11 protein-coding genes, 1 rRNA gene and 1 pseudogene are annotated in these 16,250 nt (G+C 70.1%); 5 read left to right on the top strand and 8 right to left on the bottom strand.

What is annotated here, in order from left to right:
* Positions 1-62: 62 nt before the first annotated feature.
* The 5 genes and pseudogenes from glpK to ACH4YP_RS23310 all read right to left on the bottom strand — a co-directional run bounded on the left by glpK (position 63) and on the right by ACH4YP_RS23310 (position 5,604).
* Entirely contained in the window at positions 63-1,574 is a 1,512-nt protein-coding gene (gene glpK, locus ACH4YP_RS23330) for a glycerol kinase GlpK (RefSeq protein WP_398492244.1), read from the bottom strand.
* Positions 1,575-1,609: 35 nt separating this feature from the next.
* Positions 1,610-2,335, bottom strand: coding sequence for an MIP/aquaporin family protein (locus tag ACH4YP_RS23325; RefSeq protein WP_361068758.1), 726 nt, complete (start codon positions 2,333-2,335; stop codon positions 1,610-1,612).
* 840 nt (positions 2,336-3,175) lie between these two features.
* A pseudogene (locus ACH4YP_RS23320) lies at positions 3,176-3,964 on the bottom strand (diguanylate cyclase domain-containing protein); the annotation flags it as partial.
* A gap of 27 nt (positions 3,965-3,991) precedes the next feature.
* Complete coding sequence (locus tag ACH4YP_RS23315) at positions 3,992-5,182, bottom strand: lipid-transfer protein (RefSeq protein ID WP_398492593.1); 1,191 nt, start codon at positions 5,180-5,182, stop codon at positions 3,992-3,994.
* The gene (locus tag ACH4YP_RS23310; RefSeq protein WP_398492591.1) at positions 5,179-5,604 is read right to left on the bottom strand and encodes a Zn-ribbon domain-containing OB-fold protein; all 426 of its coding nucleotides are present in this window, start codon (positions 5,602-5,604) and stop codon (positions 5,179-5,181) included. The genes ACH4YP_RS23315 and ACH4YP_RS23310 overlap by 4 nt, the downstream gene beginning before the upstream one ends.
* Positions 5,605-5,927: 323 nt before the next feature.
* Between ACH4YP_RS23310 and ACH4YP_RS23305 the strand changes: the two genes are divergently transcribed.
* On the top strand, positions 5,928-6,737 hold the full coding sequence (locus ACH4YP_RS23305; protein ID WP_398492241.1) for a M15 family metallopeptidase: 810 nt from the start codon (positions 5,928-5,930) through the stop codon (positions 6,735-6,737).
* A 47-nt stretch (positions 6,738-6,784) separates the two neighbouring features.
* Positions 6,785-7,321, top strand: coding sequence for an NUDIX domain-containing protein (locus tag ACH4YP_RS23300; protein ID WP_361068753.1), 537 nt, complete (start codon positions 6,785-6,787; stop codon positions 7,319-7,321).
* Positions 7,322-7,404: 83 nt separating this feature from the next.
* Here the strand turns inward: ACH4YP_RS23300 and ACH4YP_RS23295 are convergent, their stop codons facing one another.
* Complete coding sequence (locus ACH4YP_RS23295; RefSeq protein ID WP_398492239.1) at positions 7,405-9,771, bottom strand: TIM-barrel domain-containing protein; 2,367 nt, start codon at positions 9,769-9,771, stop codon at positions 7,405-7,407.
* A gap of 214 nt (positions 9,772-9,985) precedes the next feature.
* On the opposite strand from ACH4YP_RS23295, the gene ACH4YP_RS23290 reads away from it, so the two are divergent.
* Positions 9,986-11,953 carry an acetoacetate--CoA ligase gene (locus ACH4YP_RS23290; RefSeq protein WP_398492237.1) on the top strand — a complete coding sequence of 656 codons (1,968 nt, stop codon included), beginning with the start codon at positions 9,986-9,988 and terminating at the stop codon, positions 11,951-11,953.
* 250 nt (positions 11,954-12,203) lie between these two features.
* A complete protein-coding gene (locus ACH4YP_RS23285; protein ID WP_398492235.1) occupies positions 12,204-13,100 on the top strand; it encodes a hypothetical protein in 897 nt (298 codons plus the stop codon).
* A 94-nt stretch (positions 13,101-13,194) separates the two neighbouring features.
* Here ACH4YP_RS23285 and ptsP read toward each other — a convergent pair whose 3' ends face one another.
* Entirely contained in the window at positions 13,195-14,865 is a 1,671-nt protein-coding gene (gene ptsP / locus ACH4YP_RS23280) for a phosphoenolpyruvate--protein phosphotransferase (protein WP_361068741.1), read from the bottom strand.
* Positions 14,866-14,941: 76 nt separating this feature from the next.
* Positions 14,942-15,391: a PTS glucose transporter subunit IIA gene (locus tag ACH4YP_RS23275; RefSeq protein WP_361068738.1), complete on the bottom strand. Its 450-nt coding sequence runs from the start codon at positions 15,389-15,391 to the stop codon at positions 14,942-14,944.
* Between the two features lie 592 nt (positions 15,392-15,983).
* Between ACH4YP_RS23275 and ACH4YP_RS23270 the strand changes: the two genes are divergently transcribed.
* A 16S ribosomal RNA gene (locus ACH4YP_RS23270) occupies positions 15,984-16,250 on the top strand; the annotation flags it as partial.

The raw sequence follows: 16,250 nt of genomic DNA, 5'->3' as shown, positions 1-16,250 counted from the left end.
GGCCGCACGCGCGCGTGGACATCGACAACACACGCGCGCGTGGGCCTCGAAAAGGGGCCGGGTCAGTCCTCGCCGTCCTCGTGCCAGCCGAAGCTCTTCTCCACCGCCCTGCGCCAGTTGTGGTACTCGCGGTCACGGACGGACGGCTCCATGTCGGGCGTCCACTCGACGTCCTTCTGCCAGTGCGTCTTCAGCTCGTCGAGGTCGTTCCACACCCCGGTCGCCAGACCGGCCGCGTACGCGGCGCCCAGGCACGTCGTCTCGGAGACCTTCGGCCGGATCACCGGCACCCCGAGCACGTCCGCCTGGTGCTGCATCAGCAGGTTGTTCTTGGTCATGCCGCCGTCCACCTTCAGGGTGGTGATCTGCACCCCGGAGTCCTGGAACATGGCGTCCACCACCTCACGCGTCTGCCAGCTCGTCGCCTCCAGGACGGCCCGCGCGAGGTGCCCCTTCGTGACGTACCTGGTCAGGCCGGTGACGACACCGCGCGCGTCGGAGCGCCAGTACGGCGCGAACAGGCCCGAGAACGCGGGCACGATGTACGCGCCCCCGTTGTCGTCGACGCTCGCGGCGAGGGTCTCGATCTCGTCCGCGGTACGGATGATGCCGAGCTGGTCGCGGAACCACTGCACGAGCGCGCCGGTGATCGCGATGGACCCTTCGAGGCAGTAGACCGGCGCCTCCGAGCCGATCTTGTACCCCATCGTGGTCAGCAGCCCGTTCTTCGAGGGCACGGGCCGGTTCCCGGTGTTGAGCAGCAGGAAGCTGCCCGTCCCGTACGTGTTCTTGGCTGTGCCCACGTCGTAGCAGGCCTGTCCGAACACCGCGGCCTGCTGGTCGCCCAGCGCCGACGCCACGGGGACGCCGGCGAGTTGGCCGACGGCGGTCCCGTACACCTCGGACGAGGACTTGATCTCCGGGAGGACGGCCTCGGGGACGTTCATCGCGGAGAGGATGGACTGGTCCCACTGGAGTGTTTCGAGGTTCATCAGCATGGTGCGGCCGGCGTTGGTCACGTCGGTGACGTGCTTTCCGCCGTCCGTGCCGCCGGTGAGGTTCCAGATCAGCCAGGAGTCGATCGTGCCGAAGGCGATCTCGCCGCGCTCGGCGCGGGCCCGCAGTCCCGGCACGTTGTCGAGCAGCCAGGCCGCCTTGGGCCCGGAGAAGTAGCTGGCCAGCGGCAGTCCGGTCTGCTCGCGGAAACGGTCCTGCCCGTCCGAGCCGCCGAGTTCGTTGCAGAGCGCGGAGGTTCGGGTGTCCTGCCAGACGATCGCGTTGTGCACGGGCTTGCCCGTGGCGCGGTCCCACAGGACCGTCGTCTCGCGCTGGTTGGTGATCCCCATCGCGCTGAGCTGGTCGGCGCGGAGCCCCGCCTTCGCGAGCGCGCCCGCGACGACGGCCTGCACCTTCGACCAGATCTCGGTGGCGTCGTGCTCCACCCAGCCCGGCTTGGGGAAGATCTGGCGGTGCTCGCGCTGGTCGACGGCGACGATGCCGCCGTCCTGGTTGAAGACGATGCAGCGGCTGGACGTGGTGCCCTGGTCGATTGCGGCGACGAACTTGTCCGTCATGACGTCCCCTTCGTCGGATTCTTCGGACGGCTGCCTCAGAAGGCTGCTTTGAAGATGAGCCCGGCAAGCACTCCGCCGATCAGCGGCCCCACCACCGGGATCCACGAGTAACTCCAGTCCGACGTCCCCTTGTTGGGGATCGGCAGGATGGCGTGGGCGATGCGCGGGCCCAGGTCACGGGCCGGGTTGATCGCGTACCCCGTCGGACCACCGAGCGACAGACCGATGCCGACCACCAGGAACGACACGATCAGGATCGCGGTGCCGGACTCGCCGAGCCCCTTGGTGAGGCCGAACGCCAGGATCGGCAGCACCAGACCGATGGTCGCGATGATCTCGGTGACGAGGTTCGCCACGGGATTGCGGATCGCGGGCCCGGTGGAGAAGATCCCGAGTGTCGGTTGCGCTATCTCGTCGTCGGCGTTGGCCTGGAACTGGGCGTAGTAGACCAGCCAGCACAACACCGCGCCGAGGAAGGCGCCGACCATCTGTCCGGCGACGTAGATGTGGACCTTGTCCCAGTCCCCGGTGTCGATGGCGATGCCGACGGTCACCGCCGGGTTGAGGTGCCCGCCGGACAGCGGTGCGGCGGTGTAGGCCCCGGCCAGTACGCCGAAGCCCCAGCCGAACGCGATGACGACCCAGCCGGCGTCCTTCGCCTTGGAGTAGTTGAGTACGACCGCGGCGACCACTCCGGCGCCGAAGAGGATCAGAATCGCTGTGCCGATGACCTCACCGACGAATATGTCTCCGTTGCTCATGGCGGCTCCTAGGCCCAGGCCCGGGGCGATCCGCCCCGGTCCACCGTGCAGGGTGCGTTCCCATGGCTACTTCTGCCGAGAGCAGGGAGATCCCGCGCCCCGCCCGGCGTCCGTGACGAGCGTGCCGTCGTAGTCGGATCGCCCGTGGGGGCATGACCCGTTGGCGCAGGCGAGGGCCTGCGCGGCGCAGTGCCTGAATACGCCGGAATGCGGCGATGCCGACTGACACCGGAAGTGTTCACCGGCACTGTGAGAGCGTCAAGGTCGCGGGCGACAACGGTTCGGGCCCGCGCCGACGGCCCGACGGAGCCGCCGCGTTCCGGGGTGTGGATACGGCGATGGAGCGCGCGCGGCCGACGGGTTCCGCGACGGAAGCCGGGCGACGCTCGTCGGCGTTCGGCCGGACAGGGCGGACACGGCTTTCGGGTACGCGCACCTCGGCGGAGAACGTGTGTGCCGGTGGCATGGGGCGAAGAAGTCGGCCGGGAGGTCTACGGAATTGGCTGTGCCGGTGTCCTGGGTGAACAGGGCGGCCCGGGAGATCCGCGGAACGGCTGTGCCGGTGGTCTCGGACGGAGAAGGCGGGGCCGGGGGCCTCCGGAACCGGCGCGGCCGGTGGCGCGGCCTTCGCACCATCGCGGGGCGGGTCGGCGCTGCCCCGGCACCCCTCAGCCGCCGGCGACCTAGCAGGTCTGCCGGGGCGGGCGGCCAAACAGGTCTGCCCGGTCCGGCGAGCAAGCCGGTCTGCTCGGTGCTCCGCGCCGCAGGCCCCGCCCGACGCATCATCGCGCCACCCCCGCATCACCCCGCGCCGCCGCCCGGCCCACTGCCGAGGGCGACTCACCCCAGCCCGGGCCCGCCCGCCCAGCTCTCGGCATGCGCCGGTGCGGCCCCCGACCCGCGTCGGATCTCGTGGCCCGGCAGGCCCGCGCGGCCCCGAGCACCCAGCTGGCCCCCCGGAGGGACTTCGCGGCCTGTTTGAGGGGCGCCAGACACACGGCGGCCTCCCGGGGTCGGTGACGCTGCCAGGGGCGCACAGCACGGTGGCGAGCGACAGCGTGACCGCGAGCCCGCCCGCCGACCAGGGCGTGTCGAGCACCGACGTCGCCAGTGGATCGAGCCCCTCCGGATCCGCCAGGACCAGGAAGTCGTCACCGCCGATGTGCCCCACGCGCGTGGCCCCGGACGCGGCCGCCTGCAGCGCCCGCCCCACCGCCCGGATCAGCTCGTCGCCCGCCGCGAACCCCGCACCGTCGTTGACCCGTTTGAAGCCGTCGACGTCCAGCCGGCTCAGCGCGAACACCCGCCCGTCGGCGATCCACCGGTCCACCTCACCCGTGATCGCGTCCGAACCGGGCAGCCGCGTCAGCGGATTGAGCGCGGCGGCCTCCTCGACCCGGCTCTCCGCCAGAGTCCGTACGAGATCCGCCAGCCGTACGACGCCCACACACCGCCCTAGCCGGTCGACGACCGCCACATCGTCCGACGTACGGTCCCGCGAACCGTCCACCACCACGTCGAGAACCTCCCACGCGGTCGCGTCGACCCCGACCGTGCGCGGCGGATCGCCCACCTCGCGGCGGGCCGGTCGGCGTACAGCGCGTGCCCGTAGCGCCCCGACAGCGACAGGGACCCCTGCCGGCACACCAGGTCTCCTCACCTGACGGCGATCACGGACGACCCGTGCCCGAACAGCCCCTGGTTCGCGGTGATCCCCACCCGCGCACCCGCGACCTGCCGGTCACCAGCGGCTCCTCGCAACTGCCAGGTGAGCTCGCAGACCTGGGCGATGGCCTGCGCCGGAACGGCCTCTCCGAAGGAGGCGAGTCCGCCGCTGGCGTTCACCGGTATTCGTCCTCCCGGTGCCGTCGCGCCCTCCCGCAGCAGCTTGGCCGCCTCGCCCTCGCCGCACAGCCCCAGGTCCTCGTACCACTGCAACTCCAGGGCCGTGGACAGGTCGTAGACCTCCGCGAGCGAGAGATCCTCCGGGCCGACGCCCGCCTCCTCGTACGCGGCCCGTGCGATCGACGCGCGGAACGTGTCGGCCGAGGGCTCCGCCGCGACCGCGGAGTCCGTCGCGATGTCGGGAAGGTCCAGCACGGTGTTGGGATAGCGCGGCGTCACCGTGGACACCGCGCGGATCCGCACCGGGTCCGCCGCCCCGTGACGGCGTGCGAACTCCATGCTGGACAGCACGAGCGCCGCCGCCCCGTCCGAGGTCGCGCAGATGTCGAGCAGCCGCAGCGGATCGGCCACGACGGCCGAGGCGGCGACCTCCTCGGCCGTGACCCGCTTGCGGTAGCGGGCGTTGGGATTGAGCGCCCCCAGAGCCGCGTTCTTCACCTTGACCTGCGCGAAGTCCTCCAGGGTGTCCCCGTGGACGGCCATCCGCCGGCGCGCGTACAGCCCGAAATACGTCGGGTTCGTCGCTCCCAGGACCCGGAACCGCAGCCAGTCCGGATCGTCGGCCCGGTCCCCGCCCGCGGGCCGGAAGAACCCCTTCGGGGCCGCGTCCGCGCCCACCACCAGGACCACCTCCGCGAGCCCCGAAAGGATCTGCGCCCGCGCGGTGTTGACGGCCTGGGCCCCGGACGCGCACGCCGCGTACACGCTCGCGACCCGGGCGCCCTGCCAGCCGAGCGACTTGGCGAACGTCGCCCCCGCCACATACCCCGGGTATCCGCCGCGGACCGTGTCCGCGCCGACGATCGAGCCGACGTCCCGCCAGTCGACCCTCGCGTCGGCGAGCGCCGCGCGCGCGGCCACCGTCCCGTACTCCACGAAGCCGCGCCCCCACTTGCCCCAGGGGTGCATGCCGGCGCCGAGCACCGCCACCTCGCCCGTCATGCCGTCACCCCCGTCGGCCGCCAGTGCCACGTCGTCCAGGTCGTCTCCGCGTCCTCGTTCAGCACGCCCGGGACGACCTCCACCTCCATGCCCACCGCCAGGTCGGCGACGGTGACCCCGGGAACGGTCTGTCCGAGCACCACGAGCCGTTCGGATTCCAGTTCCACAGCGATCAACGCGTACGGCCGCCATTCGAGTTCCGGGTCGGACACATACGGTGACGGCGGCCGGTACCGGCTGTCCGTGTACGACCACACGCGGCCGAGCCGTGACAGCGGGACCTCCGCCAGATCGCCGCCGGGGCAGCCCGGATTGCGGCAGAAGGTGTCCTCACGTGGGAAGAACACCGACGCGCAGGCCGAGCAGCGCGTGCCCAGGAGCCGGAACTCAGCTCCCTCGCCGGTGAACCAGCCCGTTACCACGGGTGTACGGGTGCGCGACAAGATCCCTCCACAACACTGGATCTGACGGAACGTCAGAAGTGTGCCACGGGCGGCGGAGATTGGGCAGGGCGCCGGAGCTCCTCACGAAGCACGATCCGGGCCGTCACGGGAGAACCGATCAGGCCTCTTGAGCGTCGGAGTATCGGTAGGGACGGCCGGGGCCCACGGGGGTGGTTCCGGCCGTTCCTCATTCCTGAGCCACCCGGGTCGCGTCCCTCCCGGGCCGCGTCCACTCGTCCGATCGGGTGCGGACCGTATCCAATCCCTTCCCTCGGGGAACCTGCACCTGATAGGGCAGGGACATGACATGCATGTCCATGGTGGTACGCGCCCTCGTCACCGTCCTCGCCGCCCTGTCGGCCGTCACCGCGGCCTCCGCGACGGCCCGGGCCACGACCGAGCCGAAGGCCCCGGCCGGCTTCGTGGCCCTGAGATCCGTGGACCCCACGATCATCCAGGAGATCCGCTACTTCACCCCGCACAACTTCGTGGGCGAGCCCATCGACGGATACCAGCAGCCCCTCTGCATCCTCACCAGGCCCGCCGCCAAGGCCCTCCACCAGGCCCAGCGCCGACTGCTGAGGCAGGGCTACTCCCTGAAGGTCTACGACTGCTACCGGCCCCAGCGGTCCGTGGACCACTTCGTCCGCTGGGCCAAGGACCTCGAAGACCAGGCCATGAAGGCCGAGTTCTACCCGAACGTCGACAAGTCCCGGCTGTTCGCGGACGGTTACATCGCGGAGAAGTCTGGCCACAGCCGTGGCTCGACCATGGACCTCACCCTCGTGAAGCTCCCGGCGGTGCCGACCCGCCCATACGTCCCCGGCGAGCGCCTCGTGCCCTGCTTCGCCCCGCAGGGCAGGCGCTTCCCGGACAACTCCGTGGACATGGGCACCGGTTACGACTGCTTCGACACCCTGTCGCACACCCTCGACCCGCGCATCAAGCGACAGCAGCGCGTCAACCGGCTGCTCCTGAAGGACACCCTGAAAGGCCTCGGTTTCGTGAACCTGGCCGAGGAGTGGTGGCACTTCACTTACAAGCCCGAGCTCTACCCCGACACCTATTTCAACTTCCCGGTGTCGACGAAATCCCTCATCCGGTCTCACTGAGGCGGCCCGCGCAGCCGTCCTTGTGATGATCGGATACAGTCCCGGGCGTGTCTCCAACCCAGATCCCGTCCGCCAACTCCGCGCCGGACTCCCACTGTTCGAGCTGCGGCACGCCCTACGGAGAGGGCGTTTCCGGCTGGCCCCGCACCTGCTCCTCCTGCCGCACCGTGGCCTACCGCAACCCGATTCCGGTCGCTGTGGCCCTGCAGCCCGTGTACGACACCAAGGGCGCGGCCCTGGTCGTCATCACCCGGACCATCGCTCCCGCGCGCGGGGGCGTCGCCCTGCCCGGAGGGTTCATCGACCAACGGGAGGACTGGCGGCAGGCCGTCGTCCGTGAACTCAAGGAGGAGACGGGCATCGCCGCGGCAGGCCGCGACGTACGGCTCGTCGACGCGCTGAGCTCACCCGACGGCCACCTGCTGCTCTTCGGAGCCCTCCCCGAGCGTCCGGTGGCCGACCTGCCGCCGTCCGTCGCGACCGACGAGACCGAGGGCTGGCAACTGCTGCGCAGGTCGGCCGAACTCGCCTTCCCGCTGCACACCCTGGCGGCGAAGGCATGGTTCGAGGGCCGTTACGTCTGACGAGCTCCTCACGCGCCTCCGGCAGGGGCCACGCCCGACTCCGGCGGGCTCCCACCGGGCCGCAGGCCCCCTTCAGGGGCGCGTCACGACGCTCCGAGCCCCCGCACCCGAACGGGCAGTGACGGCTCACTGCGGCCGTCCTCCCCGTACCGCTCGACGATGACCCGCTTCCCCTTCCGACGCGTCACATAACGCTCGATCTCCGGCTCCTCCCAGCCGTCGCCCGAGTCCGCCACCACCAGCCCGCCCCCGGTCCGTCCGCGGGCGGGCGCCCACACCTCCAGCTCCAGACCACCGTCCTCGCCACGCACCGGCAGGACCGCCCCCGCACGGGCCAGGACCGGAATCCGCGACAAGGGGGCGTCGATCAGCACCTGCGCGGGCCCTTCGTACGCCACCTCGGTCACCGTGTCGTACCAGCGCCCCCGCGGCAGCTGCACCGCACGCCGATCGGCGCCCGGGTCCAGCACCGGCGCCACCAGAAGACAGTCACCCAGCAGGAAGGCGTCCTCGCAGTCCCGCAGCGCCCTGTCCTCCGGAGAGCCCCACCACACCGGCCGCACATAGGGCGCACCCGTACGGCGTGCCAGATGCGCCAGCGTCATGAAGTACGGCAGCAGCCGCCGCCGTTCGACGAGCGCCACGCGCGCGTGCCCGAGAACGTCGTCACCGAACTCCCAGGGCTCCCTCCGCCCCGCCCGCAGACTCGCGTGCGTACGGAAAAGCGGCAGGTACGCCCCCAGCTGGAACCACCGCAGATACAGCTCGGGAGAGGGGCTCCCGTCGAAGCCGCCCACATCGGGACCCGAATACGGCACGCCGCACAACCCGAGGCCCATCACCAGCGACAGGGACGCCCGCAGACCTGGCCATCCCGTGGCCACGTCCCCGGACCAGGTCCCTCCGTAGCGCTGCATTCCCGCCCACCCGGAGCGCGAGAACAGGAACGGCCGCTCCTGGGGCATCAGTTCGCGCAGGCCCTCGTAGCCCGCCCTCGCCATGCCGAGCGCGTACACGTTGTGCGCCTCACGATGGTCACCGCCGCGACCCTCCAGGTCGTGCCGCGCCGAACGGGGCAGCGTCGACTCCCCGAAGGCGGCGAACGACACCGGCTCGTTCATGTCGTGCCAGAAACCGGCGAACCCCTGGGAGAGCCGCTCCTCGTAGAGACCGCCCCACCACCGGCGCGTACGCGCGCGCGTGAAGTCCGGATAGACCACCTCACCCGGCCAGACCACACCCCGCACCGGCTGCCCGGCGGCGTCCCGCACGAAGGCATCCTCGGCGGTCCCACTGTCGTGCACGGCGTTACCGGGCTCGGCCTTCACCGCCGGATCCACGATCGACACCAGCCGGATCCCGTCCCGGCGCAGTTCCTCGGCGAGCACCGGCAGCTTCGGGAAGCGGTCCCGGTCGACCGTGAACACCTGATGCGCCTCGAAATGGTCGATGTCGAGATGCACGGCCTCCAGGGGCAGCCCGCGCTCGTGATAGCCGCCGACGACCCGCCGCACCTCCTCCTCGCTCCCGAAGCCCCACCGCGCGTGATGGTGCCCCAGGGCCCAGGCCGGCGGCAGCGCGGCGGCTCCGGTCAGGGACGCCCAGGCGTGCAGCACGCGCGCGGGGTTGCCCACCATCACCCAGCAGCGCAGCGGCCCGCCGTCCATCCGGAGCTCGCTCGACCCGGCCCGGTCGTGCCCGGACCCGGCACCCTCCTCGCCCTCGCGCAGCGTCACACTGCCGTCCCACGTGTTGTCGTGGAACACCAGGTGAGTGGCCGCGTCGGCAACCACCAGCTGCACCGGCATGGTGATGTACAGCGGATCGTCGCCGGGCCCGAAGGCATGCCCAGGATCCGTGTTCCACAGCCGATACGTCCCGTCACGCAGCCGGGGCCCCGACGCGCGCCCGCCCAGTCCGAAGAACCGCGCGTCCGCGGCCACTTCGGACCGCTGCATCCAGCGCGCCTGCCCGCCGCCCACCGGCTCCCACCACCGCGGCGGCAGATCCCGCCGCAGGGTCACCCCACCCGGCGTACGCACCTCCACGGCGCCGTGCCGCGAGACCACGACCGTCATCCGCTCCGCCACGACCCGCCACGCGCCGTCCTTGTCCGGCTCCAGCAGGGCCCGGGGGTCCGGTTCGGGAGAGGGGTCCGTGAGCGCGTACGACGGCTCCGGGCCCGCCCCGTCCCAGCCCCAGAAGACGGCTCCGCCGGCCGTGACGGTGATCCGCAGCTCCGACCGGGTGAACCGGACGACTCCGCCACCCGGACCCGGCTCCACACTCAGCACGGGCCCGGGAACCCGCGCCCGCTCGGCGCCCCGCGCCGGCAGCCCCGAGGCGTCGGCACGCCTCCTCCGCCACGCGGCCCGCACGGTACGCAGCCCCTGGGCCGATCCCACCGAACCGACCGCCTTCATCGAACGCACCAGGTCACGACCGTCCATGCTGCTCAGCCTGCCACTCGAAACGGCCGATCAGTGAGTCGTTCAACTTCCGTTCACCCGTGGCAGGACCACATCTTCACGAGCCGGACCATGTGGGGGCTCGCCCTGGTGCGGATGTCGATCACATGGCATGGTCCGTGTCAGCCGCGTGACGCGCACACCCCAGCCCGTGCGCGGTACACGCACACGACGCGCACAGTCCGGGAGCCGCCCCATGACCTCAGCGAACCCCTCGCCGCTCTGGCAACCCGACCCGGGCCGCATCGCCCAGTCACAGATCACCCGATTCCAGACCTGGGCGGCCGACCACCACGGAGCACCCGCCGAGGGTGGCTACGCCGCTCTGCACCGCTGGTCCGTGGACGAACTGGACACGTTCTGGAAAGCCGTCACCGAGTGGTTCGACGTACGGTTCTCGACCCCCTACGCGCGCGTGCTGGGCGACCGCTCGATGCCGGGCGCACAGTGGTTCCCCGGAGCCACCCTCAACTACGCCGAGCACGCCCTGCGAGCGGCCGACACCCGAGCGGACGAACCGGCCCTCCTCCATGTCGACGAGACCCACGAACCGACCCCGGTCAGCTGGTCCGAACTGCGCTGCCAGGTCGGCTCCCTGGCCGCCGAACTCCGTGTCCTCGGTGTAGGCCCGGGGGACCGCGTCAGCGGCTACCTCCCGAACGTGCCCCAGGCCGTCGTCGCCCTCCTCGCCACCGCGGCCGTCGGCGGCGTCTGGACGTCCTGCGCCCCCGACTTCGGCGCCCGCAGCGTCCTCGACCGCTTCCAGCAGGTCGAACCCGTCGTACTGTTCACCGTCGACGGCTACCGCTACGGCGGCAAGGAACACGACCGCCGCGACACCGTCGCCGAACTGCGCAGCGAACTGCCCACCCTGCGCGCCGTCGTCCACATCCCGCTGCTCGGCACCGAGGCCCCCGAGGGTGCCCTGGAATGGTCGGCCCTCACGTCTGCGGACGTAACGCCCATCTACGAAGAGGTCCCCTTCGACCACCCCCTGTGGGTGCTCTACTCCTCCGGCACGACCGGTCTCCCCAAGGCCATCGTCCAGTCCCAGGGCGGCATCCTCGTCGAGCACCTCAAGCAGCTCGGCCTCCACTGCGACCTGGGCCCCGAGGACCGCTTCTTCTGGTACACGTCGACCGGCTGGATGATGTGGAACTTCCTCGTCTCCGGCCTCCTGACGGGCACCACGATCGTCCTGTACGACGGCAGCCCCGGCTTCCCGGACACCGGTGCCCAGTGGCGCATCGCCGAACGCACCGGCGCCACCCTCTTCGGTACCTCGGCGGCATACGTCATGGCCTGCCGGAAGGCGGACGTCCACCCCTCCCGCGACTTCGACCTCTCCCGCGTCCAGTGCGTCGCCACCACCGGCTCGCCCCTGCCGCCCGACGGATTCCGCTGGCTGCACGACGAGGTGCGCGACGACCTGTGGATCGCCTCCGTCAGCGGCGGCACCGACGTGTGCTCCTGCTTCGCCGGAGCCGTCCCCACCCTCCCGGTCCACATCGGCGAACTCCAGGCACCCGGCCTCGGCACCGACCTCCAGTCGTGGGACCCGAGCGGCGAACCCCTCATCGACGAGGTCGGCGAACTCGTCGTCACCAACCCCATGCCGTCGATGCCCATCCGCTTCTGGAACGACCCCGACGGCAGCCGCTACCACGACAGTTACTTCGACACGTACCCCGGAGTGTGGCGCCACGGCGACTGGATCACCGTCACCTCACGCGGCTCCGTCGTCATCCACGGCCGCTCGGACTCGACCCTCAACCGCCAGGGCGTCCGCATGGGTTCGGCCGACATCTACGAAGCCGTCGAGCGGCTCCCCGAGATCCGCGAGTCCCTCGTCATCGGCATCGAACAGCCCGACGGCGGCTACTGGATGCCCCTCTTCGTCCACCTCGCTCCAGGAGCCGTACTCGACGACGCCCTCCTGAACCGCATCAAGCAGACCATCCGCGAACAACTCTCACCCCGTCACATCCCCGACGAGGTCATCGAGGTACCCGCAGTCCCGCACACCCTCACCGGCAAGCGCATCGAGGTCCCGGTCAAACGCCTCCTCCAGGGCACCCCCTTGGAGAAGGCGGTCAACCCCGGTTCCATCGACAACCTCGACCTGCTCCGCTTCTACGAGGAGCTGGCCCGCAAACGCGCCTGACCAACCCCGCGTTCAAGTGCTGCCTCGGTCGTGCCCATTACCTTCTTCGTAGAGCCCGGTTCGGGTTCGTGGCCTTCGGGGCCGGTATGACTCTTTGCCCCTGTCCTTGATGATCCGGGGGGTGCTGTCACCGGTCCCGGCGGCACCGGTTGATCGCTGATGGAAGCGTGTCCGCCCACGTCCGAGGGGGCGTTGTCAGTGCCGCCGGTTACTGTGAGTGAGCATTGATCGACTGCACGCAGGGGGAAAAATGGCACACACCCAGCACCAGACCATGCGACGCGTCCTGCGCCGTGAAATCGCCGGAACCATCGGCCTGTTGACCGACGAGCAGGACTTCACCGCGATGCGGCGGCGCTACCGCACCTTCACCTTCGACAACCACGCGAGCTATCTCCAGCAGGTGGAAGCCCTGCTCCGAACCCTCGCCTCGCAGGGCGGCCACACCACGGTGGCCCTCTTCGACCCCGAGGAATACGCGGAGTTCTGCGCCCAGCACGGCCTGGAACCCGACACACCGTCCAGCCGCACCCGCTTCACCGCGGAGCTCGCCGCGACAGGCGCGACGGTTCCGTACGAGGGCCAGCCCCTCGACCACCTCGTCCCGAACCTCATCGACGAAGCCGTCCGCCAGGCCACTTGGGAGTACGCGACGACGCTGTTGTCCCGCATCGGCACCTGTGCGTCCTGCGGCGAGGACATCGGCCGAGTCGCCTTCGTACGCGCCTCCGACCTGCTCATGCGCATCCTCGACGCCTCGGGCCCGGGGCAGCGCCACCTCGTGTGCAGCGTCTCTACGGAGCCCGAAACACTCGTCGCGGTCCTCCGGGCCGACGACGACCAGCACGGAACACCCCAACTGGACGAGGCCGAGGCCCTCGAATTCACCACCGTCCTCGCCCTGGGCATCGCCACCCAGAGCCCCGGTGGCCTGGTCATGCGCGCCGGCACCCCTGACGCGACCGACCGTGTCTACGGCTGGCGCGTGCGCGGCGAGGGCCTGGAACCGCTCACCGCCGGCGAGGTCTTCGACGCCTACTGCACCGATGTCGAATCCGGCGACCTCGTCTCCCCGGAGTCGGGCGTCGACTACTGCGCGCCACCGGACCTGGGGGAGGACGGGCCCACGGCACGGCACACGCACTGAACACACGAGGGGCGCCCCGCCCTCAGGCGGAGCGCCCCTCGACCACGGCCGATCAGCGACAACGGCGCCCGTCACCGACGGCTGACGGCACCGACTACTCGCCGGACAGCACCGCCTGGACCGCCGTGCGCGCTTCCTCGGCACTGTCGCAGGCACGCGCGGCCGCAGCCGCACGCTCGCACTGCGCCAGCGTGTACTTGGCCAGCGTCGCGCGGACATAAGGAATGGACGCGGCACCCATGGAGAGAGAGGTGACACCCAGACCGGTCAGCACACAGGCGAGCAGCGGGTCCGAAGCGGCCTCGCCGCAGACACCGCAGCTCTTGCCCTCGGCCTTGGCCGCCTCGGTGGACAGCGCGACCAGGTCGAGCAGCGCGGGCTGCCACGGATCCTGTAGCCGGGAAACGGCACCCACCTGGCGGTCGGCGGCGAAGGTGTACTGCGCGAGGTCGTTGGTCCCCAGCGACAGGAACTCGACCTCTTGCAGGATCGACCGCGCACGCAGAGCGGCCGACGGAATCTCGACCATGGCACCGAACTTCGCCCGCAGGCCCGCCTCACGGCAGGCGTCGGCGAACGCCTTGGCGTCGGCACGGTCCGCCACCATCGGCGCCATCACATCGAGGTAGACCGGCAGTCCCTCGGAAGCCTTGGCGAGCGCCGTCAGCTGCGTCCGCATTACATCGGGATGGTCGAGCAGCGAGCGGAGCCCGCGCACGCCCAGCGCCGGGTTCGGCTCGTCGGCCGGCGTCAGGAAGTCGAGCGGCTTGTCGGCGCCCGCATCGAGCACCCGCACCACGACCCGCCCCTCGGGGAAGGCCTCGAGCACCTTGCGATACGCCTCGACCTGCTTCTCCTCGGACGGCGCGTTCTTGCTGTCGTCGAGGAAGAGGAACTCGGTACGGAACAGACCCACGCCCTCGGCACCGGCCTCGACCGCCGCAGGAACGTCCGCGGGACCACCGATGTTGGCCAGCAGCGGCACCTTGTGCCCGTCCGAGGTGGCACCGGGCCCGGTCGTGGCCGCCAACGCGGCCCTGCGCGCAGCGGCCGCGGCCTCCATCTCCGCCTTCTTCTCCGCACTCGGGTTCACGAAGATCTCGCCGGTACTGCCGTCCACGGCGACCAACGTGCCCTCGGCAAGCTCACCCGCACCCGGCAGCGCCACCACGGCGGGCACACCGAGCGCCCGAGCCAGGATCGCGCTGTGGCTGGTCGGCCCACCCTCCTCGGTGACAAAACCGAGGACCAACGTCGGGTCCAGCAGAGCGGTGTCGGCGGGCGCCAGATCACGAGCGATAAGGACGTACGGCTCGTCGCTGTCGGGCACGCCGGGCATCGGCACCCCGAGGAGCCGGGCGACGATACGGTTCCGCACGTCGTCGAGGTCCGCCACACGTCCGGCGAGGTACTCTCCGGCATTCGCCAGCAGCGCGCGATACGCGGCGAACGCGTCGTACACCCCACGCTCAGCCGTGCTCCCGACCGCGATACGCCGCTCGACATCAGCCATGAGCTCCGGGTCCTGGGCCATCATGGCCTGGGCCTCGAGAACAGCCTGGGCCTCGCCACCCGCCAGATTGCCACGCGCCATCAGGTCGGCCGCGACGGCCTCGACGGCCTTGCGGGCGCGCCCCTGTTCGCGCTCCGCGTCCTCCGTCGGTATCTGCTTGGCAGGCGGTTCGAGCACCGCCGTTCCCATGTGCCGAACCTCGCCGATCGCCACACCGTGGCTCACGCCGACGCCTCGCAGCGTTGTCTCCATGTCACCCGTCTCCGATAGAGCGGCGGGTCCCGCCGCCGCGATGGTTGTCGTGCCTGCTGTTCATGACGGCAGGGAGTCAGTGCCAGCCGAAGAGCGCGTCGCCGGCCTTCACGTCGGCGTCAACGCTGACGTCGGAGAGGGACTCGGCCGTGGCCTCGAGTGCCACGATGGGGCAGATGGGGGACTTGCCGGCGGCCTCGACAGCAGCCGGGTCCCAGCGCACCACGGACTGGCCGCGCCGCACGGTGTCGCCCTTGTTGACGAGCAGCTCGAAGCCCTCGCCGTTCAGCTGAACGGTGTCGATACCGAGGTGCGTCAGCACTCCATGCCCCTCGTCGTCGACCACGACGAAGGCGTGAGGGTGGAGCGAGACAACAACGCCGTCGATGGGGGCGACGGCCGCCGAGGCCTCCCGGACGGGGTCGATCGCGGTGCCGGGGCCCACCATGGCTCCGGAGAAGACCGGATCAGGTACAGCTGTGAGTCCGATGGTGCGTCCTGCAAGAGGGGACGTCACGGTGGTCATGGGAAGCCTCCCAGGGGCGGAGATTCAGATGGGCCGTCGCTGCCTTTCCTGGACGGCGCACTGCTCAGCAGCGTAAGTCATATGAAGTACCGGTTCCGCACGAGAGGACCCGGTTGGCGACCGTAGAGCACAGCGGAAACGATTTGCACGCGCTCCGTAGCCGCATGTAGAGTCGTACACCTGCTTGAGGCCGAGTGACGCGACCAAGCGTCCTTGCCTGGCAGCATCCAACTTGTCGGATCCTATCTCGGGGTCCGGTTCTGCATGTCCGCAGAACCGTGGTCAGAGAGACGGAAAATCACTGATAGAGTTTGGAACACCGAAGGGAAGCGCCCGGAGGAAAGCCACGAGAGAGTCTCTCGGGTGAGTACGAAGGAAGCGTCCGTTCCTTGAGAACTCAACAGCGTGCCAAAAATCAACGCCAGATATGTTGATACCCCGTCCACCATGTCATGTGGTGGGTGGAGGTTCCTTTGAAAAAGTCCTGCCGGGCTAACACCTGGTAGGCGCACAGCGAGGACGCAGTGAACAGTCGGTCTTATTCCGTCCGGCTGTTCCGCTCTCGTGGTGTCGTCCCGATTACGGGAAAACATTCACGGAGAGTTTGATCCTGGCTCAGGACGAACGCTGGCGGCGTGCTTAACACATGCAAGTCGAACGATGAACCACTTCGGTGGGGATTAGTGGCGAACGGGTGAGTAACACGTGGGCAATCTGCCCTTCACTCTGGGACAAGCCCTGGAAACGGGGTCTAATACCGGATGACACTCCTACAGGCATCTGTGGGGGTTGAAAGCTCCGGCGGTGAAGGATGAGCCCGCGGCCTATCAGCTTGTTGGTGAGGTAGAAGCTCACCAAG

Source organism: Streptomyces sp. NPDC020747, from assembly GCF_044334695.1.
In the GTDB taxonomy this organism is placed as follows: Bacteria; Actinomycetota; Actinomycetes; order Streptomycetales; family Streptomycetaceae; genus Streptomyces.
Note: the sequence above shows the minus strand (reverse complement) of the source record. Positions and strands in the feature narration are given on the sequence as shown.

What these genes read in the sequence shown, in the direction of transcription:
- glpK (WP_398492244.1), bottom strand. Translation starts at nt 1,574, where the DNA reads ATGACGGACAAGTTCGTCGCCGCAATCGACCAGGGCACCACGTCCAGC.
- ACH4YP_RS23325 (WP_361068758.1), bottom strand. Translation starts at nt 2,335, where the DNA reads ATGAGCAACGGAGACATATTCGTCGGTGAGGTCATCGGCACAGCGATT.
- ACH4YP_RS23315 (WP_398492593.1), bottom strand. Translation starts at nt 5,182, where the DNA reads ATGACGGGCGAGGTGGCGGTGCTCGGCGCCGGCATGCACCCCTGGGGC.
- ACH4YP_RS23305 (WP_398492241.1), top strand. Translation starts at nt 5,928, where the DNA reads ATGACATGCATGTCCATGGTGGTACGCGCCCTCGTCACCGTCCTCGCC.
- ACH4YP_RS23295 (WP_398492239.1), bottom strand. Translation starts at nt 9,771, where the DNA reads ATGGACGGTCGTGACCTGGTGCGTTCGATGAAGGCGGTCGGTTCGGTG.
- ACH4YP_RS23290 (WP_398492237.1), top strand. Translation starts at nt 9,986, where the DNA reads ATGACCTCAGCGAACCCCTCGCCGCTCTGGCAACCCGACCCGGGCCGC.
- ACH4YP_RS23285 (WP_398492235.1), top strand. Translation starts at nt 12,204, where the DNA reads ATGGCACACACCCAGCACCAGACCATGCGACGCGTCCTGCGCCGTGAA.
- ptsP (WP_361068741.1), bottom strand. Translation starts at nt 14,865, where the DNA reads ATGGAGACAACGCTGCGAGGCGTCGGCGTGAGCCACGGTGTGGCGATC.
- ACH4YP_RS23275 (WP_361068738.1), bottom strand. Translation starts at nt 15,391, where the DNA reads ATGACCACCGTGACGTCCCCTCTTGCAGGACGCACCATCGGACTCACA.